We start from the raw sequence: 22468 nt of genomic DNA on the forward strand, positions 1-22468 counted from the left end.
TAGTGTTCTTGTTTGGGCATGATCCGAAATCCGTCACACACTTTTTGGATCACGCTCTAAAGCCCAAGTTCCGAAAGGCCGGGATGGTCGTCGGGCCGCCGGCCGAGCGGCCAGTGGTATTTCCGCTCGCGCTCCGTGATCGGCAGGTCATTGATGCTCGCCACGCGACGGCGCATCAGTCCGGCTTCGTCGAACTCCCAGTTCTCGTTGCCGTAGGAGCGGAACCAGTGGCCGCTGTCGTCGCGCCATTCATAGGCAAAGCGCACCGCGATGCGATTGTCGTTCCAGGTCCACACCTCCTTGATGAGGCGGTAGTCCAGTTCGCGCGCCCATTTGCGCTTGAGGAAGCCGACGATCTCGCCGCGGCCTGAGATGAATTCGGCCCGGTTCCGCCAGACGCTGTCTTCGGTATAGGCGAGCGAGACCCGTTCGGGATCTCGGCTGTTCCAGGCGTCCTCCGCAAGGCGCGCCTTTTGCGCCGCTGTCTCGGCCGTGAAAGGCGGCAATGGCGGGCGGCTCATGGAGATCTCCTGTCGGTTTCGATCGTCGATAACCGACATTGTACCGATTGGTACAATGAGTCAATGGCCAGCCTGTTTCTTACTGCTTCGTCGCCAGGCCCTTCAGCCGGTAGAGCGCCTCCAGCGCCTCGCGCGGCGTCATCTCGTCCGGATTGATCGCGCCGAGCGCTTCGCCCAGCGCGTCGCTCTTGACCGGCTTCGGCGCTTCGCGCTTCACCGCCACCGAAAACAGCGGCAAATCGTCGACCAGCCGGTTGGTCTTGCCAGAGACCTCGCCTTCCTCGAGCTGATGCAGCACCTCCTTGGCGCGGGCGACGACCGCCTCGGGCAGCCCGGCGAGCCGCGCCACCTGCACGCCGTAGGAGCGGTCGGCCGCGCCCTTGCCTACCTCGTGCAGGAAGACGACGTCGCCTTCCCATTCCTTGACCCGCATGGTGACGTTGTGAAGCCGGGGGAGCTTGCCGGCCAGCGCCGTCATCTCGTGAAAATGCGTGGCGAAGATCGCCCGGCAGCGGTTCTTCTCATGCAGATATTCGACCGCCGCCCAGGCGATCGACAATCCGTCGAACGTGGCGGTGCCACGGCCGATCTCGTCGAGGATGACCAGCGCCCGCTCGCCGGCCTGGTTGAGGATCGCCGCGGTCTCTACCATCTCGACCATGAAGGTCGAGCGGCCGCGCGCCAGATCATCCGAGGCGCCGACGCGCGAGAACAGCCGGTCGACGACGCCGATATGGGCGCTTTGCGCCGGCACGAAGGAGCCGGTCTGCGCCAGGATAGCGATCAGAGCGTTCTGCCTGAGAAAGGTCGATTTACCGCCCATATTGGGGCCGGTGAGCAACCAGATCGCGCCGGCCTTGGCGCCGCCTTCGGGCGACAGATCGCAATCATTGGCAACGAACGGCCCTTCGCCGGAACGCCTGAGCGCCTGCTCGACCACCGGGTGGCGCCCGCCGGCAATCTCGAAGGCGAGGCTCGAGTCCACCAGCGGCCGGCACCAGCCCTCGCTCTCGGAAAGCAATGCCAGGGCAGACGAAACATCCAGGGCCGCAAGCGCGTCTGCGCCGGCGCGGATCCGTTCGGCCTCGCCCACCACCTCCGCGGTCAGCCGCTCGAAAGCGGCGAGCTCGATGCTCAGCGCCCGGTCGGCGGCGTTGGCGATCTTCGATTCCAGCTCCGCCAGCTCGGTCGTGGTGAAGCGCATGGCGTTGGCCATGGTCTGGCGATGGATGAAGCGCGCCTTGGCGGCGTCGCTGCCGGTCATGATCGAGTGGTGGTTGGCCGTTACCTCGATGTAGTAGCCGAGCACATTGTTGTGCCGGATCTTCAGCGAGCGGATGCCGGTCTCCTCGATCAGCGAGCGCTCCAGGCCGGCGATCACTTTTCGCGATTCGTCGCGCAACGCCCGCATCTCGTCGAGCTCGGCATTGTATCCAGACCGCACGAAGCCGCCGTCACGCTTGATCAGCGGCAGCTCGTCGTCGAGCGCCTCGCTGAGATGGCGGGCGAGCGCCTCCGGCAAGGCCTTGATCGCCGCCAGCGCCGCGGCGAGCTCGGCCGGCAGGTCGGCCGCCGCGAACAATTCGGCGATCGCGCCGGCCGCCTCGAAGCCGGCGCGCAACGCGCCAAGATCGCGCGGTCCGCCGCGGTTGAGCGCCAGCCTGGACAGTGCCCTCGGCATGTCGGCGACACTTTTCAGGCTCGCCCGCAAGCCCTGGCAGAGCCGCGTTTCGGAGCGGAAGAAGGAGACGGAATCCAATCGCGCTCCGATCGTAGCCGGGTCGGTCAGCGGCGCCATCAGCCGGTCGGCGAGCAAGCGCGCGCCGCCGCCCGTGACGGTGCGGTCGATCGCCTTGAACAGCGAGCCGTCGCGGCTGCCGGAGAGCGTGCGCAGCAGTTCCAGATTGGCGCGCGTCGCCGGATCGATGAACAGCGTCGAGCCCTGCTCCTCGCGCTCGGGGCGGGACAAAGGCGGGCGTTCGGCCTTCTGCGTCTTTTCGACATAGGCGATGGCGCCCGAGATCGCCGACAGCTCGGCGCGCGAGAAGGTGCCGAAACTGTCGGGCGTCGCGACCTCGAAGAAGCGGGCGATGCGGCCCGTGGCCGAGGCCGAATCGAACAGCGACGGCGGCTGCGGATTGGCGACCCGGCCGAGAACGTCGAAGACCGGTCGCAAGTCCGGATCGTGGAAAACCGGTTCGGCGACGATCAGCTCGCGCGGATCGACGCGGAAGATGTCGGCAAGCAGCCGCTCGGCGCTCGTCTCGGCGACACGGAAGGCGCCTGTCGAAATGTCGATCCAGGCGAGGGCAAAGCTCGCCTGGCTGGCCGCTGCACCGGCCTTTACCCGGCCGAGCGCCATCAGGAAACTCGATTCCGAGGGCGCAAGCAGCTTGTCCTCGGTGATGGTGCCGGGCGTCACCAGCCGCACCACGTCGCGGCGCACCACCGATTTGGAGCCGCGTTTCTTGGCTTCTGCCGGGTCCTCGATCTGCTCGCAGACGGCGACGCGAAAGCCTTGCGCGATCAGCTTCTGCAGATAATCGTCCGCCGCATGCACCGGCACGCCGCACATCGGGATGTCGTGGCCCTGATGCTTGCCACGCCTGGTTAGGACGATGCCGAGCGCCTGGCTAGCCTTCTCCGCATCGTCGAAGAACAGCTCGTAGAAATCGCCCATGCGGTAGAAGAGCAGCGAATCCGGGTTTGCCGCCTTGATCTTGATATATTGCTCCATCATCGGCGTAACGCCTCCGGTGACGGGCGCAGGCGTCGTCGCCTCCTGGGCGTCGTTGTCTGTCGGTATGTGCATGTTCATGCCGGGACGCTAGCAGATGTGGCAGCCCGGTTTAATGCCGGCGGCGCGAAAAGCAGGGGAAGACCGTCGCGGCGTCGCGACAGGCTCCGGTTGCGCCGGGCCGGCCGAGCACTCTATGGTTCCCTTGGGCAAGGCGGCGGGGATCTGGGTGGATCGCGATAAGCAGGAGACTTTCGACGAAATGGTCGGCCCGGCCGGTTCGGCCGCCGAGCGCCTCTGGCTGCTGGCGACGCGGCGCGCTCACCGAACCGCCAACAAGCTGAGGGTTTCGGCGCGCAAGCGGTTTCCTTATATCCTGCCGGCGCGCGGACCCTTGTCCGATCTCGACGGCGGCATCGAGATGTCGGCGCACATATTCAGCCGCGATCCGCTGGTGCTGTACATCCCGGTCGGCGGACCTCGTCCGCTCTATCCGTTGGCGGCCATGGGCCGGCGCCTGGCGGCGCGGCGCGCCACCTTCCTGCTGATGCCGATGTGGACGATGGAGAGGCCGGCCGTCGTCGCCCAGATGGGTCGCGATCTTGCCTGGTATGCCAGGCGCTTTCCGCTTCATGAGGTCATCTTCCTCTGCAACAACGAGGAGGAGCGTCGTCTCATCGCCGCGGTCGGCGGCAACGCCATGTTCTCCAATCACAATCTGATGATATCGGAGGACGTCTTCCGGCCATTGCCGGACGTGCTGGTCGAATTCGATGCCGTCTACAACGGCCGCATCTCGCCGATGAAGCGCCATTATCTCGCCTTCGAGATCGACCGGCTGGTTCACGTCACCTATTCGATCGGCGAATTGACGCCGTCGGCCGCGCGCGCCTTCATACGCCGCCTTCAGGCGCAATCGCCGCGTCACCGCATCGCCAATCCGCTTGTCGACGGCCTGCCCGGCAGGTTGACCTCCGCGGAGGTCAACCATGTCTACAATCAGGCTGCCGTCGGCCTGTGTCTGTCCGCGGTCGAAGGGGCGATGTATTCCAGCATGGAGTACCTGATGGCCGGCCTGCCGATCGTCTCGACGCCGAGCCTTGGCGGGCGCGACGTCTATTTCGATCCGGACTATTGCCTGATCGTCGAGCCGGAGCCGACGGCCATTCGCCGCGCCGTCGAGCGGCTTCGGGATCGCGCCATACCGCGCGAGGAGATTCGCGGCAGGACGCTTGCGAAGGTTCGCGCGCAGCGCCTGGAGCTAACGGCGTTCCTCTCGGCGCTTCTGCGGCGCAAGGGCAGCACCGCGCCCCCGCTGGAGACGTGGCCGTTCTCCGGCACGGAAGGCTTGATGCGCTGGGCCACCGTGCGGGAAATTGCCGCGCTCGTCAGCGAGCCGGACCGGGCCTGACCGCTTGGCCGTTTACAGCGCTGCCGTGTAGCCTTAATCCGAAGGCACATAAACACGCGCCTGCCTCAAGGGTGCGCGAAGGTGAGGAAACCAAAAGCATCATGGCCAGGAAAACCGAAAGCAGCGGCCCCTCCGTCAGTCCCGAGGAGGCGTTGGAATTCCACGCCATGGGACGAGCCGGCAAACTGGAGATCGTCGCCACCAAACCGATGGCGACGCAACGCGATCTGAGCCTTGCCTATTCGCCAGGCGTCGCCGTTCCCGTGCGCGCCATCGCCGAGGATCCAAGCCGCGCCTTCGACTATACGACGCGCGGCAACATGGTCGCCGTCATCTCCAACGGCACGGCCATTCTCGGTCTCGGTAATCTCGGCGCGCTGGCCTCCAAGCCGGTGATGGAAGGCAAGGCGGTGCTGTTCAAGCGCTTCGCCGATGTCGATTCCATCGACCTCGAAGTGGCGACCGAGGACGCCGACGAGTTCATCAATTGCGTGCGCTTCCTCGGGCCTTCCTTCGGCGGTATCAATCTCGAGGACATCAAGGCGCCGGAGTGCTTCATCATCGAGCAGCGGCTGCGCGAGCTGATGGACATTCCCGTCTTCCATGACGACCAGCACGGCACGGCAATCATCTCGGCCGCCGGCCTGATCAATGCGCTGGAGATCACCGGCCGCGACATGAAGACCACGAAGATGGTCTGCAACGGCGCGGGCGCCGCCGGCATCGCCTGTATCGAACTGATGAAGGCGATGGGTTTTTCGCCGGAAAACATCATCCTGTGCGACACCAAGGGCGTGGTCTTCCAGGGCCGTACCGAAGGCATGAACCAGTGGAAATCTGCGCACGCGGTCAAGACCGAGGCGCGCAGCCTCGCCGAGGCGCTGGACGGGGCCGACGTCTTTCTCGGCCTTTCCGCCAAAGGCACGCTGACGCCTGCCATGGTGCAGTCGATGGCGAAGAACCCGATCATCTTCGCCATGGCCAATCCCGACCCGGAGATCACGCCCGAGGAAGTCGGCGAGATCCGTACCGACGCCATCATGGCCACCGGCCGCTCGGATTACCCCAACCAGGTCAACAACGTTCTGGGCTTCCCCTATATCTTCCGGGGCGCGCTGGATGTGCGCGCCACAACCATCAATGACGAGATGAAGATCGCCGCGGCGCGTGCGCTGGCCGAGCTGGCGCGCCAGGACGTTCCGGACGACGTCGCCGCCGCCTATCAGGGCAACCGGCCGAAATTCGGCCCCAACTACATCATCCCGGTGCCCTTCGATCCGCGCCTTATATCGGCGATCCCACTGGCGGTGGCGAAGGCTGCGATGGAATCCGGCGTCGCCCGCAAGCCGATCCTCGATCTTGACCGCTACGCGCAGGAGCTGTCCGCCCGCCGCGACCCGATCGCCTCCACCTTGCAGCGCATCTACGACCGCGTGCGCCGCCAGCCCAAGCGCATCGTCTTCGCCGAGGGCGAGGAGGAGCAGGTGATGCGCGCCGCCGTCTCCTACGTGAACCAGAAGCTCGGCACGGCAATCCTGCTCGGCCGCGACGACGTCATCAAGGACAATGCCAGGAATGCCGGCATCGATCTCAACAAGCCGGGCCTCGAGATCATCAATGCCAGGCTGTCGCGCCGCAACGGCATCTACACCGACTATCTCTACGAGCGCATGCAGCGGAAGGGTTTCCTGTTCCGCGACTGCCAGCGGCTGATCAACAACGACCGCAACCATTTCGCGGCCTGCATGGTGGCGCTGGGCGACGCCGACGGCATCGTCACCGGCGTCACCCGCAACTATTCCACCGCGCTCGACGACGTGCGCCGCATCATCGACGCCAAGCCCGGCCATCGCGTCATCGGCGTGTCGATCGTGCTCGCGCGCGGCAGGACGGTTCTCGTCGCCGACACCGCCGTGCACGACATGCCGAACGCCGAGCAGATAGCCGACATCGCCGAGGAAGCGGCCGGCTTCGCCCGCCGCATGGGTTATGAGCCGAGGCTCGCCATGCTCGCCTATTCCACCTTCGGCCATCCGCAGGGCGAGCGCTCCGAGCGCGTGCAGGAAGCGGTGAGGATCCTCGACAAGCGCCGCGTCGACTTCGAGTATGACGGGGAGATGGCGGCCGACGTGGCGCTGAACCCGCGCGCCATGGCGCAATATCCGTTCATCAGGCTCACCGGCCCGGCCAATGTGCTGGTGATGCCGGCCTTCCACTCGGCCTCGATCTCGACCAAGATGCTGCAGGAACTCGGCGGCTCCACGGTCATCGGCCCGCTGCTGGTCGGCCTCAACAAGCCGGTCCAGATCGTGTCGTTGAACGCTAAGGACAGCGATATCGTCAACATGGCGGCGATCGCGGCCTATACGGCGGGGAATTGACGCGGCAGCAGTGCGGCCGTTTCCTGTGCTTGAGCCAAGCAAAAGGCCCGCGGCGATGCCGCGGGCCTTTCCTTCGTGATCTTTACGCTCGATCAGAAGTTGCGCTGGAAGCGAACGATGCCGCCCCAGCTGTTCTTCTTGTCGGCCTTGGTGAAGTTGTAGTCGTCGGCCTGACCGAACTTGCCGTCGTGGTAGTAGTCGACTTCGGTCGTGACCGTGAAGCCCGAAACGATCGTGTAGGCTACGTTTGCCGCGACGGCGAAGTTCTTGGCGTCGTCGGCCGAAACCTGGAGGTTGAAGGCGGTCTTCGGGTTGAACTTGTAGGTGCCGCCGCCCCAGACGGCCCAGTTGCCGCCCCACGGCTTGTAGAAGCCGCGACCGCTGCCGTGATCGACGAGGTTGTCGTCGGTGCCGTAGCCGCCCATCAGGAACAGCGACAGGTCCTTGGTGACGTTGACGTCGAGGCGAACCTTGCCGGCCACTTCCTCGTAGTTGCTGTCATAAGCCACGACGCCGGTGATCGCGCCCCAGTCGCCCTTGTACTTCAGGCCGCCGACGACATGCGGTACATAGCTGTCGATCAAGCCGATGATTTTGCCGGTGTTCGCACCCTCTTCGAGCGAGATCACGCCTGAGAAGCCGCTACCTGCGTCGAAATAATAGCTGACGACGTTGGTGACCTTGATGCCGTACGGGATGATCGTGTCCTGCACGACATTGCCGGCGTAGCCGATGAACTGGTCGTAAGGCGTTTCATCCACACCGACGCGCAGGCCGCCGAGCTGGATCCAGCCGAACTCCAGGTTTACCGCCGAATCGCCGTTCTTGAAGTTGAATCGGGTCTCGGTATAGGTCTTCAACGTGCCGAGCTCGGTTTCCTGACCGGTCCAGGTCCTGAGCGCGAAGCGGGCGTTCTTGTTCCAGCTGTTCTGCGGGTCGCCGTCCATGACGTCGGTCGTCTTGCGGCCGTCGAGGGTGCCGGGATCGCCGAAGCCGGCGTCGTAGCGGATGTAGCCGCCGACACGCAGGCAGGTCTCGGTGCCGGGGATGTAGAAGTAGCCGGCGCCATAGACGTCGCAGATCTTGACGTATTCGGCCGGTTCCGGCTCGGCGACGGTCACGGCGTCGGCGGCGCGCGCGCCCGAAACTGCGATCAGGGCCGCAGCGGAGCCGAGAAGAAGGCTCTTGATGTTCATTTTCTTGAATCTCCAGTCAAAGGTTCAAGACAGGCCTGACATGCCGTTCGGCTTTTGCCACCCCCGTCCCCATCGTTGAAAAAGTCGCGCACCGGCGCCGCTTCTTCGCCTTGGACATGGCTTAATCGGCCGTCACGTACAACAGAGATTGTGTCTGGAAGGCGGCTTTCCGACTCTTAGGAAGATCTTGTTGCCAAAAAATCACGTCATATATTTGTAAAAATGGCACATATTGCACGATATATACAATCGAAACGCGTAGAAAGGCACAAGAATGTGCCAAATGTGCCAATTATTACAGATTTGTGACAATGAGTTTGCCGGCTAACTTACAAGCGGACACGCGAAAATGTGACGCCGGCAGAAGGTCAGGACAGGGCGCGGGCGGCCCGGATAACGTCCTCGACCATGTCTTCCCTCAACATCTCGATGGGGACGCGGCCGCCGAGCTCGGGCGAGGGCCGGCTCAGCCAGAACCAGGCAAGCCTCGGATTGGCGATCGCTGAAAGCACGTCGCCGATCCCCGGAACCGGCCTGCCGTCGATGAACTGGGCCAATGGGAAGACATGCTTGCGACCGCCCTTGCGCAGGGCAACGACCTCGCCGCGCCTTTGCCAGCGATGCAGCGTCGAACGCGGGATTCGCAGCTTCTCTTCCAGATAGGTCGAGCCGGCGACCTCGCCGGCCCAATCCTCGATCAGCATCGATTGCAGCTCCGCGGCCCGCTCGGCGATCGGCTGGGCCATCGGCCTCCCCGATTCCGGCTTTGACAACATGCTCACAAGGGCGGCGTCGGATATGGGCGAACCGTCGCTCGTAATTCTCTCTGCCATTATTCGGAAAAAATCGGACGCAAGGCTGCCCCAGTCGCCCTTGAAGGAACCGACCGCGAGGCGCTGTCCTTGTGGCAGGAAAGGAAGGGCAGCAGCTACGTGGCCGGCGACCTTGCTGGCCGACGCCAGCGCCTCGGTATCGAGCAGGACACCGTGCTTGGTCAGGGCCTGTTCCACTGCTTCGGCCACCAGGCCTGCCAAGGCCTCTCGTGAAATCCCTTCAGACGGGCTCTGGAATCTGGTCATGCATTCATCTTGCGGCCGCGCTCCTCCCCAAGCGCCGGCGGTTGCTGAAATCTTCTATAACGGAAAGCAAAAATCGCGACGACAACAGGCATCGCGGCCCGGCAGCTTGCTGGCTTGCATCTTCACACCCCTGGTTTGGCGTGCCGAAATGTCAGTCACGGAACGCCCCACAGTGCCTGTATGAGCGCTCTGTGACAGGCGTGCGACAAGCAAGCCGCGGCGTCGAAGCTGTCGCTACAGCAGCCCGGCCTGCTCGGCCTCGCGGCGCAGGTTCTGGCGTGGGCGCGGGCCGATCTGCTGGATCACCAGACCGGCGGCCAGCGAGCCGAGGTCGCCGCAATCCTTGAGGCTGCGCCCGGTCGTGTAGCCGTAGAGGAAGCCGGCGGCATAGAGGTCGCCGGCGCCGGTCGTGTCGACCAGTTCCTTGATCTTGGTCGCCTCGATGATAACGGTTTCGTCGCCGCGCACGATCACCGAGCCTTTTTCGGAACGGGTCACGGCGGCTATCCTGCAATCCTTGCGGATGGCGGCGAGCGCCTCCTCGAAGGAGGCAGTCTGGTAGAGCGATTTGATCTCGTGGCTGTTGGCAAAGACGATGTCTACGGTGCCCGACCGCATCAGCTCGAGGAACTCGTCGCGGTAGCGGTCGACGCAGAAGGAATCCGACAGCGTCATCGACACTTCGCGCCCCGCCGCATGCGCGAGCCGGGCGGTCTGCCGGATCGCCTCCTTGGCGCGCGGCGGATCCCACAGATAGCCCTCGAAATAAGTCACCTTGGCGCCGGCGGCCTTGTCGGCCTCGACATCCTCGGGGCCAAGCTCGACGCAAGCGCCGAGATAGGTGTTCATCGAGCGCTCGCCGTCGGGGGTGACGAAGATCATCGAGCGTGCGGTCGGCGGTTCGCCCGCGAGCGGCCTGGTCTCGAAGGCAACGCCTTGTGCGTGGATGTCATGGGTGTAGATGTCGCCCAGCGCGTCGTTCGACACCTTGCCGAAGAAGGCTGCGCGTCCGCCGAGACTGGCGACCCCGGCCGCCGTGTTGCCGGCGCTGCCGCCGGAAGCCTCGATCGCCGGTCCCATGCGGCTGTAAAGCAATTCGGCGCGCCTGGCGTCGATGAGGTTCATCGCTCCCTTGATGATGCCGTTAGTCTCGAGAAAAGCCTCGTCGCACTGCGCGATGATGTCGACAATGGCATTGCCGATGCAAAGCACGTCATATTCCGGCATCAAAATCTCCGCCAAGAGCCAATCAGGCTTCCGGCCGGCTATCTGGCATGCCGGCCGGGCGCGGGTCTAGCGGCTTGGCGCTGCTTTGCCTACCCCGAAAATCGCCATCGTCTTCCGTGACGCCGACCTCGGCGCCGATTGTTCGCCGCTGCGGCAGCGTTCGCGTCGAACTGGCTCATATCGGCGGCGGCGCTGGCGACTATGGTTCCACCACGATTGAAACCTCTTTGCGGCGTGGTGAGCTACAAGCGGATCGTTCCCGCAATGGAAGGCAGAAATGTCCGAAAAGACCGAAATGTCCACCGACCTCGCGCTGCTCGGCGTGCTCGCGGTGCTGTGGGGCGCTTCCTACACCTTCATCAAGATCGGCGTCGAGACGATCCCGCCCGTCACCTTCATCGCCGCCCGGACGCTGATCGCCGGGGCTATTCTCCTTGCCGTCATCCGCTGGCGCGGCCTTGCCATGCCCGCCGACGCCGCGACATGGCGCCGCTTCGCCTTCCAGGCCTGTCTCAACAGCGTCGTGCCGTTCACGCTGATCGCCGCCGCCGAGCGCTCGGTCGACGCCGGCCTTGCCACCATCCTCAATTCGACATCACCGATTTTCACCTTCCTGCTGACGGCGTTGATCACGCGCCATGAGCCGGCCACGGCGCGCAAGCTCGTCGGTGTCGGCGCCGGCATCGTCGGCATCTGCCTCATCATCGGCACGCAGGCGCTCGGCGGGCTTGGCCATCAATTGTGGGCGCAGCTTGCGATCGTCATCGCCACGGTCTCCTATGCCGGGGCGGCGATCTTCGGCCGCGGCTTCAAGGGCCTCGATCCGATGATACCCGCCGCGGGTTCGATGCTTTGCGGCGCAGTCATCCTTGTGCCGCTGAGCCTTGTCGTGGATCAGCCATGGACGCTTGCGCCGTCGGCCGCATCGATCGTGGCCCTGCTCGGCCTGTCGGTCTTCTCGACGGCGCTGGCCTTCGTCATCTATTTCCGCCTGATCCACACGCTGGGCTCGGTCGGCACCACCTCACAGGCCTATTTGCGCGTGCCGATCGGAGTCGGTATCGGCGCCGTCTTCCTGGGCGAAAGCCTGGGACCGACGGCGTGGGTGGGAATGGGTTTCGTGGTCGCGGGCGTTGCGGCAATGACCATTCCTGCCAGGCGGGCAGGAGCGGCCCCGGGAAAAGCGTGAACGGTCGGTCCGCGATCTCGCCTTGCAGTTGCGCCGCTCTCCCTTGCCGCCTATCTCGGGGGCGTCGTTTCTCGATGAGGGGCCTGGACCTGCCGTGATCCTGGAAGCTGCCCGCGCCGCCGCCAGCCGGCTGTTCTCGCCTGAATTCCGTACCGTCTTCCTGAAGACGCTGGGGCTGACGCTGCTCGCCCTTGTGGCGCTTTGGCTCGGCTTGGAGAGCCTGCTCGAATGGCTGGCCTGGCCGTGGCTGCAAACGCTGCTCCCGGGCCTGCCGTCCTGGGCCGGTTGGCTGGGCGGCATCATCGCCGGCATCGTTCTGGCTGTGGGGCTGGCCTTGCTCGTCGCGCCGGTGACGGCGATCGTCGCCGGCCTTTTCCTCGACGATATTGCCGAAGTGGTCGAGCGCACCGACTATCCCAACGATCCGCCCGGCCGCGCCGTGCCGGTGCTGCATTCGCTGGTGCTGGCGATCAAATTCTTCGGCGTGGTGGTCCTCGGCAACATCGTCGCGCTGCTCCTGCTTCTGGTGCCGGGCATCAACATTGCCGCTTTCTTCATCGTCAACGGCTATCTGCTTGGCCGCGAATTCTTCGAGTTCGCCGCCATGCGTTTCCGCCCCGAGGCCGAGGCCAAGGCACTTCGCCGCAAATATGCCGGCACGGTTTTCCTGGCCGGGCTGGTCATCGCCCTGTTCCTCGCCGTGCCGCTGCTCAACCTTCTGACGCCGCTTTTCGCGGCCGGCATGATGGTGCATCTGCACAAGGCGGTTTCGGCGCGGGAGCCGATCTAGTCTAGCCCTGCTCCTTATCTTCCCGGAACAGCGCCTGCAGTTTGCCGAACGGCATCGCCGCCCGGGTGAAGCCGAAAGTGCCGTCCTGCTGGATTTCGCGCGCGGCCGTCTCCAGCATGCCATAGGCGAAATTGGTCAGCCACGGTCCGAGCGAAATGCGCTTGACGCCGGCCATGGCAAGGTCGGCGATGGTGAAACCGGGTCGGGCCATCACATTGACCGGCCGGCTCACCGACGAGCAGATCGTGCGCACCATTTCGACGTCGGCGATGCCAGGCGCATAAAGCACGTCGGCGCCGGCTTTTTCGAAGGCCTGCAGCCGCTTGATCGTGTCGTCGAGGTCGGTTTTGCCCCATAGGAAATTCTCGGCCCGCGCGGTGAAGACGAAATCGTGCTTGAGCGCCCGGGCCGCCTCGACGGCGGCCGCGACGCGTTCCACGGCGTGCGAGAAATCGTAGATCGGATTGGCGGGGTCGCCGGTGTGGTCCTCGATCGAGCACCCGGCGAGACCGGCGGCTTCCGCCGCGAAGATGGTCTCGGCGGCCTGCTCGGCGCTGTCGCCCTTGCCGCGCTCCAGATCGGCCGAAACCGGCAGGTCGGTCGCCGCAGTCACCTCGCGGCAATGGTGGATCATGGCCTCGAAGGTCACGGCGCCGTCCGGCAGGCCGCGCGAGAAGGCGAAGCCGGCGCTGGTCGTGGCCAACGCCTTGAAGCCGAAAGAAGCGAGAAGCTTGGTTGTGCCTATGTCCCAGGGGTTGGGCATGACGAAGGTGGAGGCATGCAGATCGCGAAAAATCTTGCCCTTGTCCATGGCGGATCCTCAATCATGATCGGGTTGTGCGGGCAAATCTATCGCGGTCGCTTGAACCGGGCAAACGAATGCGTCCGGCTCAGAAGCGTTTCTCGTTCTCTGCTGACAAACGTTTGAGGGCGTCTGAATCCGCCACGTAGCGCGATGCTTGTCCGTTCCAACGGTAGGTGACGGATATGTCTTTTGACGACGCCTTGGGTGGCGCGTCGTCGCAGCTTTCCCCGCTCGGCACCGTTGCGTCGGTAACCGTGACCTTGATGGCCGCATGGGGTTGGCCACTCCCAACGACGTGAAACGCGATATCCTGCTTGCGGCTGTAAGCGCATAGCCTTTCATCGAATGTGTAGATCATGTCGATCAGCTCGAACTTGTCGTCGCGCACCATGATCAGCGGCGTGATCACATAACCCTGGCTTGAATTGAAATGCGCGCTCATGGTGATGAGCACGTCGTCGCCGGGCCCGACGGACAGTTTGTTCGGTTCGCGGAAATAGGTGCTGCGATCGACGGCGACATTGACGGCATCAAGCAGCGCCGGCTTGCCGGTCAGATCGTAGAGCGCCAGCACCGCATAGCCCTCGGCGCTGTCGGGAGAGTCGCCGAGATCGAACAGCATGGCCAGCCGGTCCTTGCCGCCGGCCTTGATGGGCAGCACCGCGGCATTGGGCAGGCTCGATGTTTCGGGTGGCGAGCCGCCGCTGTCCGGTCCCTCGATGTGCCGCATCTCGATCGGCAAGGTGCCGTGGTAAAGACCGTCGGCGTTCGACGCCAGGTCGGGGATGACCATCCTGGCGAGATCGAGATAGGTGACGTCGTTGTGCCCGGGGATGGCGCTGCCAAGCTCCGGAAAGACGACCTCTTCCGCGCTCGCCGGAAGCCAAAGCCGGGACAGAAGCACAAGAGCGAAAGCTAGGCGAAGAATGGGTCTCATGCGGCGCGCTTCCGGCGGTCTGAGGCATGCAGGCTAAAGCATTTCACCGTTTCACGGAAACGGTGAAATGCTCTATCTCCTTGTTTTTACGCAATTCCGGACGGAAAACCGCTCACACTTTTCCTGGAATTGCTCCAGCACGGAAGATTTCGCCGGGCAGCCGATCAGCGGATGGGCACGAGGTCCGCGAGTTCGCACATGTCGTCGAACAAGATGCCGCCGGCTGCCGCCAGGCCGTCGCGGTCGGAGAACGGATCGGCGTGGTAGGAGAACACCCGCATGCCGGCGGCAACGCCGGCTTGCGTTCCCGCGACGCTGTCCTCGATGACGATGCTGTCGGCCGGCGCGAAGCCCATCGTTGCTGCCGCATGCAGGAATAGGTCCGGGAAGGGCTTACCCCGCGAAACCATGGTGGACGAGAACATCGCGTGCTCGAACAGCGGCAGCAGTCCGGTCTGGCCGAGCGTGATATGCATCTTCGACACCCGCGCCGAGGAAGCGACGCAATAGGCGATGCCCGCGGTGCGAACCGTCTCGATGAGGTCGCGCACATGGGGAATCGCCTCGACGCCGTGCGAAAAGAGGTCCGGCAGGCCGGCATTCCAGCGCTCGACGAAGTCGGCGCCGAGCCTGATCTCGGTTGTCTCTTCGATCTCCTTCTGCACCGAGACCATGCTGCGGCCGGAAAAATGTCTGCGGCAATATTCGAAACTGGTCGCAAAGCCAGCGGCGGTCAGCCATTCGGCGAGGCGCCGATTGGCAAGGTTCTCGGTATCGACCAAAACCCCGTCGCAGTCGAAGATGACCAGCTTTGGAACTTGCATTAGGCCGTGCCGGTCGACCCGAACCCACCGGCTCCGCGCGTCGTACCGCCGGCAAGAGCGCGCTCCTCGACCGTAACCTGCGTCACCGGGGCGAAGACGATCTGGGCGATGCGCATGCCCCGCGTCACCGCGAAATCCTCGTCGCCGAGATTGACCAGCAAGACTTTCACCTCGCCGCGATAGTCGCTGTCGACGGTGCCGGGCGAGTTGAGGACGGTGAGCCCATGTTTGAAGGCAAGGCCCGAGCGCGGCCGCACCTGACCTTCCATGCCTTCCGGAATTTCCAGCACAAGCCCGGTCGGCACCAGCGCGCGTTTCCCCGGCAGGATGAGCAGCGGCCGGTCTTCCGGCACCGCGGCGCGCAAATCCATGCCGGCGGCGCCCGCGCTCTCATAGGCCGGCAGGGGCAGGCCTTCGCCATGCGGAAGCCTGACGAAACCGACGGTGGGGCCGATGACGGAGGAAGAATGGACAGCCGTGCGCATGAGCACACTCCTATCGGCGCGAATGCCGATTCGGTCAACTCGACCGTGACGCTATCCAAGGCTTTCTTTGAGGCGTCACGATGACCTGAGATGTGTTGAGGCTCAGTGCAGGCTGTTCGCAGGCCGGCATCGCCTGAATATCATCACACCTCAGCGCAGTTCCACTGGCACTACAGTCGTCTCCTTGATCTCCTCCATGACGAAGGAGGCGGAGACATCCGACAGCGCCACCTTGGCGATCAGCCGCTGGTAGAGCCGGTCATAGGCCTTCACGTCGGCGACGCGGGCCCTCAGAACGTAGTCGAGGTCGCCCGACATGCGGTAGACGCCGGTGATCTCGGCAAAGCCGGTCACTGCGGCGCGGAACTTCCGCAGCCAGTCCGGGTCATGGTTGGAGGTGCGGATCAGGATGAAGACGGAGAGGCCGAGGCCGAGCTTGTCGGCATCGACCAGCGCCACGCGGCCGGTGATGACGCCATCCTCCTCCAGCCGCTTGACACGTCGCCAGCAGGCATTGCGCGACAGCGCCACCCGTTCCGACAACTGGTCGACCGAAAGGGTGCCGTCGCGCTGCAGCTCGGCCAGCAATCTTCGATCGATTTCATCAATATCGGCAGCCATATTGGGATAAATGTCCCACCAATTAGCCAAACGCAAGGACAAATTGGGACCGATGAACCAAAGCTGTATGACACGATACTCACCATCGGGGCTTATCCCGGCAGGAGGGATCACCATGACGACCACCAGGCTTACGGCACTCTTCACCGCGCACCCGGAAAAGGTCGGCGAGACCTATTTCGGCCACATGGCCTTCGCCGCCTGGTTCTGCTCGCGCCTGTCGATGGCGGCGGCCGCCGCGCTCGTTCACGCTTTTTTGCCGTTTCTGTTCGAAACTACGGCCAGCCGAATCGTTCGCGAGCTCTATGAGCGCACGCAAAACAGAGGCTCACACGCGGTCAAGCAGCCTCAGGCTGTGATGGACCGCGCCTGATAGATGGTGGCAAGCGATGTGCCGGTGGGCGGCCTATCTTGGTGAAGCGGTCTTCCTCGAAGACATCATCACCGTGCCCTGCCACTCGCTGATCGCCCAAAGCCACTGCGCCCAGGAAGCCAAGTCGCCGACCAATGGCGACGGTTTTGGCCTCGCCTGGTACGGCGACCGGCCGGAGCCCGGGCTCTACCGCGATATCCTGCCGGCTTGGTCCGATCCTAATCTCAAAAGCCTGTGCCGGCAGATCAAGTCCGGGCTGTTCCTGGCCCATGTGCGCGCCTCGACCGGCGGCGCCACCAGCCGCATGAACTGCCACCCTTTCGTCTCCGGCCGCTGGTCCTTCATGCATAACGGCCAGATCGGCGGCTTCGAGAAGATCCGCCGGGCGCTGGAGAACTCGCTTTCGGATGAGGTCTTCGACCAGCGCGAGGGCACCACCGATTCCGAGCTCTTTTTCCTGGTGATGCTCGACGAGGGGCTTGCAGATGATCCGCAAGGCGCGGTGTCGCGCGCCACGGTTCGCGTCATCGAGGCCTCGCGCCGAGCCGGCATCGAGCCCGCGCTGAAACTGACCGCGGCCTTTTCCGATGGCGATGCGCTCTACGCCGTGCGCTACGCTACCGACGACCATGCCCCGACGCTCTATACCGGCGCCTTCGCGAGGCGCGATGGTCGTTGCATCGTGTCCGAGCCCTTCGATCGCGACGGCGGCGACTGGCAGGCGATCCCGCCATCGAGCTTCGTCACCATGACCAGGGCCGGCACCAGCATCCGGCCATTCGCGCCGGCGGCAAGCAAGCTGGCACTCGTCGGCTGAAACAGACCCGTCGAGACGCTCTCCGGGCAAAGATCAGCAAAACGTAAGCGCGGCGTAAGGACGTCCAAGCTTCCCCCTGTCATCTGTGGCGCCCGAACGAGCGGCGAATCATTCGCGCGCTCAAGAACGTATCGACAAGGATCACAGGACAATGTGCAGGTGGGCTGCCTATCTCGGCGACGCGATCTTCCTGGAGGACGTCATCGCCGCGCCCTCCCATTCGCTGATCGTTCAGAGCCGTGAGGCGCGGGAGGCGAAATCGCCGACCAATGCCGACGGTTTCGGCGTGGCCTGGTATGGCGATCGGCCGGAACCCGGCCTCTACCGCGACATCCTCCCGGCCTGGTCCGATGCCAATCTCAGGAACCTTGGACGCCAGATAAAATCCGGCCTGTTCCTGGCCCATGTGCGCGCTTCGACGGGCGGCGCCACTAGCCGTGCGAACTGCCATCCCTTCGTATCCGGTCGCTGGTCGTTCATGCATAACGGCCAGATCGGCGGCTTCGAGCGGATCCGCAGGATGCTGGAGAATTCGCTCTCGGATGCGCTGTTCGACCAGCTTGAAGGGACCACCGATTCCGAACTCTTTTTCCGCATGATGATCGGCGAAGGCCTTGCGCAGGATCCGCAAGGCGCGGTGTCGCGTGCCACCAGCCGCGTGCTCGAGGCTGCGCGCCGCGCCGGCATCGACCCGTCCCTGAAGCTGACCGCCGCTTTCAGCGACGGAAAGGCGCTTCATGCTGTTCGCTACGCCACCGACGACCAGGCTCCGACGCTCTATACCGCCGCCTTCGCCAAGGGCGTTGGTCGCTGCATCGTCTCCGAGCCGTTCGATCGCGATGGCCGAACTTGGCACGAGATTCCGCAATCGAGCTTCGTGACGATGACCCGGGACCGCACCGCCATCCGGCCGTTCGCGCCAGCGGTCATCGAGTGGGCGCTGGCAAGCTGAGGCCTGAGCGCACCTTCTGCCGGCGGTTTCGGCCGGCAGCGGGGCTACTGGGCGAAGCGGGACAGGGCGTAGGGCGCGAGCAACGCATCGCGCTCGCCATCGAGGATCTCGCGGGCGGCGAACAGTCCCACGGCCGGCGCCAGTGTGATGCCGGAATGGGTGACTGCGATGTAGAGGTCGCCGACACCGTCGGCGCGGCTGACGATCGGAAAACCATCGGCCGGCGTCGGACGGTAGCCGATGGTGTGGAAGTCGAGTTCCAGACCGTCGGCGCCGCGCAGCATCGCTTTCATAGCTTCGAAAAGCGCGCTCGCATCGGCCTGCGGGTTCTCGCCCGGCTCGCCTCCGCCGAAGTCAGAGCCGGCGATGATGCGGCCCTCCGCCGTTTGGCGCATATGAAGTTTCTCGGCCAGCACCAGGCCGTTGAGCAGTTTCTTGTAGGGGCGCGAATGCACGATCAGACCGGGCGGCGTCTCGATCGGCAGCTCGATGCCCGCCGTCGCGGCGATCGCCGGAGCCCCGGCGCCCGCCGCAATCACCACCTCGTCGGTGGCTTTGCTCTCCCCCGAAACGACGACGCCCGTCACCTTGCCGTTGGACAGCGTCAGCCTGTCGACAGTTCCGGTGACGACCCGCGCGCCGCGCCGTTCGGCGTCCGCCAGCAGCGCTTGTGTGGTCGCCACAGGCTCGGCCACGCCTTCCTCTGCGACGTGAAGCGCAAACTCGGGAAGGTCCGCCAAAGAGGGCTCGATGCGCGCCGCTTGTTCGCTCCCGACCCGCTCGATGCCGTACCCCCAGGACGAATGCTCGGCTGCGTAGGCTTCGAGCCTGTCTGCGGGCAGGTCAAAGCACAGGCCGCCGCACATGGCGAGCGGCAGGCCCGGCAGTTCGTTCGCCAGCCGTTCCCATTCGGCCATGGCGCGGATGCGCAACCGGAAATAGGTTTCCGGATTGCCCCAGCTCGCATTGATCCAGGCAAATGAATTCGGCGTCGCGATGCCGCCGGCGCCGCTTGCCGAGACGACCGTCACGCGCGCGCCGGCTTTCGTCAGATGCCAGGCGATCGACGCGCCGATAATACCGGCTCCGATAACGATGACTTGCTTTGCAGTGCTCATGCAGGACCTTTGGGGAGATTTCCCCTCTCATGCCATCGAGCCGGCCAGACCTCAAGCGAGAGGCGGCCAGGCGCCGCTCACCGCTACCGCCTCCGCGCCGGCAATTAGGTCCTTCAGCTCTTCGCAGCGCCGCATGAGCCGGGAAGAGTCAACTTTCCTCGCAACCGCCAACGCCGTGCCGAGCTCCAGCTCAGCACCGGAAAGATCCCCGGTCTTGATGAGCAGCGCCGCAAGCGACAACCTGGCGTCGGCGGCATTGATCGGCGAGCCGATCTCGTTCCAGCGCGAGCATGCGATCTGCAGCTCCCGGGCGGCCTCGGCGAGGCGCTCTTCCTGTATGAAAAGCTCCGCCTTGGCTTCGGCGGTCAGCGCCTGGATGGAAGCCATCGGCCAGCGCTGCGGCTGCGTCTCCAATTCGGCGATCACCTCTTTCGCCCGCTCGCGCCGGCCGGTGCGTGCCGCCACCTTGGCAAGCGTGGCAAGGACCATGCCTCGCCGCTGCAGGGTCGGCCAGCCGTTGCCTATCAGGGAACGTTCGAGAGCGCTGAAGGCGGCCTCCGCCTGTCCTTGCTCGAGTTGCAGAAGCGCAAGTCCGGGCTGAGGATCCCAACCCGCCGCATGCGACGCGCGATATGCGGTTTCGGCTTCCGTGAATTCTCCGGCCGCGAGGTGGATGTCGCCCAGCACGCGCAAGGCATCGCCGGTCGCCCAGGGCGCGTCGAGGGCGAGTTGATCAAGGGCGGCGCGCACAAGCGCCTCGGCCTCTTTCAGCGTGCCATGAACGCCGAGCACTTCGGCGCGGTGCAGCCGGCACGAGCCTGAAAGGTCTTCCAGCCCGTGTCCCCTGCACCAGTCCTCGTAACCTAACGTCCATTGGTTGGCACGCGACCAGTCGCCGAAATTCCGGCAGGCCCACAGTATGTTGCAGTAGAGGATGCCGCCGACGATCGGATCGACGTCGCTGGAGAGGCCGAGCGCCGCCGCGAGGTCCTGATCCTCCTGCCCGGATTTGGTTTCGCCGAGGCAAAGCTTGAAGAAGCCGCGGTAGATCAGGCCGAGCGACTCCACCACCGGATCGTCGAGATGCCTGCCGACTGCGAAGGCCTGCTCGGCGAGCGCTAGCGCCTGTTCCGGTTCGGCTTCCGCGCCCATGATGCGCGCGCCCATCCAGCACCACAGGCCATGTTCCCGGCTATCGGTGGCGGTATCGATCAACTGCGCGGCGCGCTTGTGCCAGCCTTTGGCAACGGCAAGCTCGCCTCGCTCAAGGTGAATCCTGGCAAGGGTGATTGCGGGGGAAGCCGCGCGCAAGCGCTCGCCGGCAACGCCGTAGGCCGTCACCGCGCGCGCCAGAAGCGGGATGGCTTCGGCCGGACGCCCCATGCATTCCAGCGCCAGACCCCATTCTTCGAGGTCGGGTGTCAGCAGCTCGTCGGCGGCATCCGCTCTTGCGAAGGAAACCGCGGCCTCGTGCCATTTCCTGCCTGCAACGGCCGCACGTGCCGACAGGATTGACGAGCCTGGGCTCGAAAGCCTGTGGCCCGCATCCGCCGGAGCTGCTCCGTTTTCCGGAGCAACCGCCTGGTCGAGGCAAATCCGGTAGCCGAAGCGGGGCAGGTTGCGCAGTGCGCTCTCCAGGCCGCCTTGGCGAAGGATGCTCCGGGCAAGGCTCGCGACGCGTTGCAGCGAAGCCTCGGTCACCGTCACGCCGGGCCACAGTGTTTCAAGCAATTCGTCCTTGCTCATCGCCCGGTCCTGGTGCCGCAGCAAAATGGCGAGGAAATCGAAGACGAGGGGCTGTGCCTCGACCTCGCTTCCGGCGAGACGAAGGGCGCGGGTATCCTCGTTGAGTTCGAAGTCGCCGAAGCAATAAATTCCCATCGGCAGCAATCCCTGTATCGGCAATAGGCAAAGGATCAGAAGAAGATAAGGGCGGCGTAAGGACTGTCGGCCGCCTCTTTTCGTAATTCTCCGTCTGCCTGGCGTGCCAAACCGCAGTTTAGCGCAGCGGCCCCCGGGATGTCACCGGCACCCGACCTGATCAGGCGTCCGGTGCATTTGAACCCAGATCAAGGAGATTGCAAAATGCAGAAATACATCATCGAACGGGAGATTCCCAAGGTCGGCACCTTCGAGCGCCAGCAGCTTCGCGACGCATCCAAGGCCTCGAATGCCGTTCTGGCCGAGCTCGGCCCGGACATCCAGTGGGTCGAATCCTTCGTGGCCGACGACAAGACCTTTTGCGTCTATCTGGCCAAGGACGAGGCGATCATCCAGCGCCACGCCAAGATGAGCGGCTTCCCGGCGACGAAGATCACCGAGGTCAAGCGGCTCTTCGATCCGACGACGGCTTACGCCGCTGCGTGACGGGGAGGGGTCGATCGTGAAGCGCTTTGCGGAAATTGTCCTTGCCGTAGGCGTAGCTGCGCTGTTTTACGGCACCGCGGCCGCCCATGACATGCCCGATCCAGTGCTCAATCGGTCTCGGGAGATGGCGGCCAAGTACCTCGACATCAAGGTCGCCAAGGCGGACGGCTACCGGCAACTGTTCGAATGCACGATGCATGACGAGCACGGCACGATGGGTGTCCACTTCATCCATCCCGGCCGCGCCGGCGACGGCAAGCTGGTGCTCGGCGAACCGGACGTGCTGACCTACGAACCGGAAGCCGATGGCTCGATGCAGCTCGTCGGGATGGAGTACATCGTCTTCGAGAAGGACTGGAGGGGCAAAGGCGTGCCCGAATTCCTCGGCCGCACCCTTCAGCGCAAGACGACGGTGGGCGTCCACCCGGTGGATCCCTATTACGAGCTTCATGTCTGGCACTGGCGGCACAATCCGGCCGGCATGTTCGCCGACTGGAACCCGTATGTGAGCTGCGAGCACGACCGATCCTGAAAGGCGTGACGCGCAGCGTCCTCGGGAGGGCCACGCAAGGCCCTCCCGATCCCGTCGTTCAGACCAGGGAAAATGATCATGCCAACCCTTCTCACGGGAATGAAGC

22 protein-coding genes are annotated in these 22468 nt (G+C 64.5%); 10 read left to right on the forward strand and 12 right to left on the reverse strand.

The features are described from left to right. Window positions 1-56 precede the first annotated feature (56 nt). Window positions 57-521 carry a DUF1348 family protein gene (locus tag MJ8_RS03310; protein ID WP_201413074.1) on the reverse strand — a complete coding sequence of 155 codons (465 nt, stop codon included), beginning with the start codon at window positions 519-521 and terminating at the stop codon, window positions 57-59. A gap of 79 nt (window positions 522-600) precedes the next feature. Next, a complete protein-coding gene (mutS, locus tag MJ8_RS03315; protein WP_201413075.1) occupies window positions 601-3339 on the reverse strand; it encodes a DNA mismatch repair protein MutS in 2739 nt (912 codons plus the stop codon). A gap of 148 nt (window positions 3340-3487) precedes the next feature. Between mutS and MJ8_RS03320 the strand changes: the two genes are divergently transcribed. Next, window positions 3488-4669, forward strand: coding sequence for a glycosyltransferase (locus MJ8_RS03320; protein ID WP_201413076.1), 1182 nt, complete (start codon window positions 3488-3490; stop codon window positions 4667-4669). Between the two features lie 101 nt (window positions 4670-4770). After that, window positions 4771-7050: an NADP-dependent malic enzyme gene (locus MJ8_RS03325; RefSeq protein WP_201413077.1), complete on the forward strand. Its 2280-nt coding sequence runs from the start codon at window positions 4771-4773 to the stop codon at window positions 7048-7050. 92 nt (window positions 7051-7142) lie between these two features. On the opposite strand, the gene MJ8_RS03330 is transcribed toward MJ8_RS03325, so the two are convergent. Continuing rightward, a complete protein-coding gene (locus MJ8_RS03330) occupies window positions 7143-8246 on the reverse strand; it encodes a porin (RefSeq protein ID WP_201413078.1) in 1104 nt (367 codons plus the stop codon). 368 nt (window positions 8247-8614) lie between these two features. Then, window positions 8615-8992, reverse strand: a complete 378-nt coding sequence (locus MJ8_RS32625; RefSeq protein WP_318528202.1) for an antitoxin Xre/MbcA/ParS toxin-binding domain-containing protein — start codon at window positions 8990-8992, stop codon at window positions 8615-8617. Window positions 8993-9148: 156 nt separating this feature from the next. On the opposite strand from MJ8_RS32625, the gene MJ8_RS32630 reads away from it, so the two are divergent. After that, window positions 9149-9292 (forward strand): hypothetical protein, encoded by a 144-nt coding sequence (locus tag MJ8_RS32630; RefSeq protein ID WP_318528203.1) that lies wholly within the window; start codon window positions 9149-9151, stop codon window positions 9290-9292. A gap of 267 nt (window positions 9293-9559) precedes the next feature. On the opposite strand, the gene MJ8_RS03340 is transcribed toward MJ8_RS32630, so the two are convergent. After that, window positions 9560-10552 (reverse strand): adenosine kinase, encoded by a 993-nt coding sequence (locus MJ8_RS03340; RefSeq protein ID WP_201413080.1) that lies wholly within the window; start codon window positions 10550-10552, stop codon window positions 9560-9562. A gap of 277 nt (window positions 10553-10829) precedes the next feature. On the opposite strand from MJ8_RS03340, the gene MJ8_RS03345 reads away from it, so the two are divergent. Both MJ8_RS03345 and MJ8_RS03350 read left to right on the forward strand, forming a co-directional pair. Next, window positions 10830-11741 carry an EamA family transporter gene (locus MJ8_RS03345; RefSeq protein WP_201413081.1) on the forward strand — a complete coding sequence of 304 codons (912 nt, stop codon included), beginning with the start codon at window positions 10830-10832 and terminating at the stop codon, window positions 11739-11741. Between the two features lie 94 nt (window positions 11742-11835). Continuing rightward, window positions 11836-12531, forward strand: coding sequence for a sulfate transporter family protein (locus tag MJ8_RS03350; RefSeq protein ID WP_201413082.1), 696 nt, complete (start codon window positions 11836-11838; stop codon window positions 12529-12531). A gap of 1 nt (window position 12532) precedes the next feature. Here MJ8_RS03350 and MJ8_RS03355 read toward each other — a convergent pair whose 3' ends face one another. From MJ8_RS03355 to MJ8_RS03375, 5 genes are all read right to left on the reverse strand, one after another. Further along, window positions 12533-13342, reverse strand: a complete 810-nt coding sequence (locus tag MJ8_RS03355; RefSeq protein WP_201413083.1) for an isocitrate lyase/PEP mutase family protein — start codon at window positions 13340-13342, stop codon at window positions 12533-12535. Window positions 13343-13421: 79 nt separating this feature from the next. After that, a complete protein-coding gene (locus MJ8_RS03360; protein ID WP_225248115.1) occupies window positions 13422-14129 on the reverse strand; it encodes a hypothetical protein in 708 nt (235 codons plus the stop codon). Between the two features lie 308 nt (window positions 14130-14437). Then, the gene (locus tag MJ8_RS03365; protein ID WP_201413085.1) at window positions 14438-15097 is read right to left on the reverse strand and encodes an HAD family hydrolase; all 660 of its coding nucleotides are present in this window, start codon (window positions 15095-15097) and stop codon (window positions 14438-14440) included. After that, a complete protein-coding gene (gene dut / locus MJ8_RS03370; RefSeq protein ID WP_201413086.1) occupies window positions 15097-15582 on the reverse strand; it encodes a dUTP diphosphatase in 486 nt (161 codons plus the stop codon). The genes MJ8_RS03365 and dut overlap by 1 nt, the downstream gene beginning before the upstream one ends. Before the next feature lie 150 nt (window positions 15583-15732). Next, the gene (locus MJ8_RS03375; protein WP_140750775.1) at window positions 15733-16203 is read right to left on the reverse strand and encodes an Lrp/AsnC family transcriptional regulator; all 471 of its coding nucleotides are present in this window, start codon (window positions 16201-16203) and stop codon (window positions 15733-15735) included. Between the two features lie 115 nt (window positions 16204-16318). On the opposite strand from MJ8_RS03375, the gene MJ8_RS03380 reads away from it, so the two are divergent. From MJ8_RS03380 to MJ8_RS03390, 3 genes are all read left to right on the forward strand, one after another. Then, complete coding sequence (locus tag MJ8_RS03380) at window positions 16319-16576, forward strand: DUF6356 family protein (RefSeq protein ID WP_201413087.1); 258 nt, start codon at window positions 16319-16321, stop codon at window positions 16574-16576. 16 nt (window positions 16577-16592) lie between these two features. Further along, complete coding sequence (locus MJ8_RS03385) at window positions 16593-17393, forward strand: class II glutamine amidotransferase (protein ID WP_201413088.1); 801 nt, start codon at window positions 16593-16595, stop codon at window positions 17391-17393. A 151-nt stretch (window positions 17394-17544) separates the two neighbouring features. Beyond that, window positions 17545-18345: a class II glutamine amidotransferase gene (locus tag MJ8_RS03390; protein ID WP_201413089.1), complete on the forward strand. Its 801-nt coding sequence runs from the start codon at window positions 17545-17547 to the stop codon at window positions 18343-18345. Window positions 18346-18389: 44 nt separating this feature from the next. Here the strand turns inward: MJ8_RS03390 and MJ8_RS03395 are convergent, their stop codons facing one another. Together MJ8_RS03395 and MJ8_RS03400 are read right to left on the reverse strand one after the other, a co-directional pair. Further along, window positions 18390-19463 (reverse strand): NAD(P)/FAD-dependent oxidoreductase, encoded by a 1074-nt coding sequence (locus MJ8_RS03395; RefSeq protein ID WP_201413090.1) that lies wholly within the window; start codon window positions 19461-19463, stop codon window positions 18390-18392. 51 nt (window positions 19464-19514) lie between these two features. Continuing rightward, complete coding sequence (locus MJ8_RS03400; protein WP_201413091.1) at window positions 19515-21344, reverse strand: winged helix-turn-helix domain-containing protein; 1830 nt, start codon at window positions 21342-21344, stop codon at window positions 19515-19517. A gap of 204 nt (window positions 21345-21548) precedes the next feature. On the opposite strand from MJ8_RS03400, the gene MJ8_RS03405 reads away from it, so the two are divergent. Together MJ8_RS03405 and MJ8_RS03410 are read left to right on the forward strand one after the other, a co-directional pair. Beyond that, window positions 21549-21830: a DUF4242 domain-containing protein gene (locus tag MJ8_RS03405; RefSeq protein ID WP_201413092.1), complete on the forward strand. Its 282-nt coding sequence runs from the start codon at window positions 21549-21551 to the stop codon at window positions 21828-21830. A gap of 16 nt (window positions 21831-21846) precedes the next feature. Continuing rightward, the gene (locus MJ8_RS03410; protein WP_201413093.1) at window positions 21847-22362 is read left to right on the forward strand and encodes a hypothetical protein; all 516 of its coding nucleotides are present in this window, start codon (window positions 21847-21849) and stop codon (window positions 22360-22362) included. The last annotated feature ends 106 nt before the right edge of the window (window positions 22363-22468 follow it).

Source organism: Mesorhizobium sp. J8 (genome assembly GCF_016591715.1).
GTDB lineage: Bacteria > Pseudomonadota > Alphaproteobacteria > Rhizobiales > Rhizobiaceae > Mesorhizobium.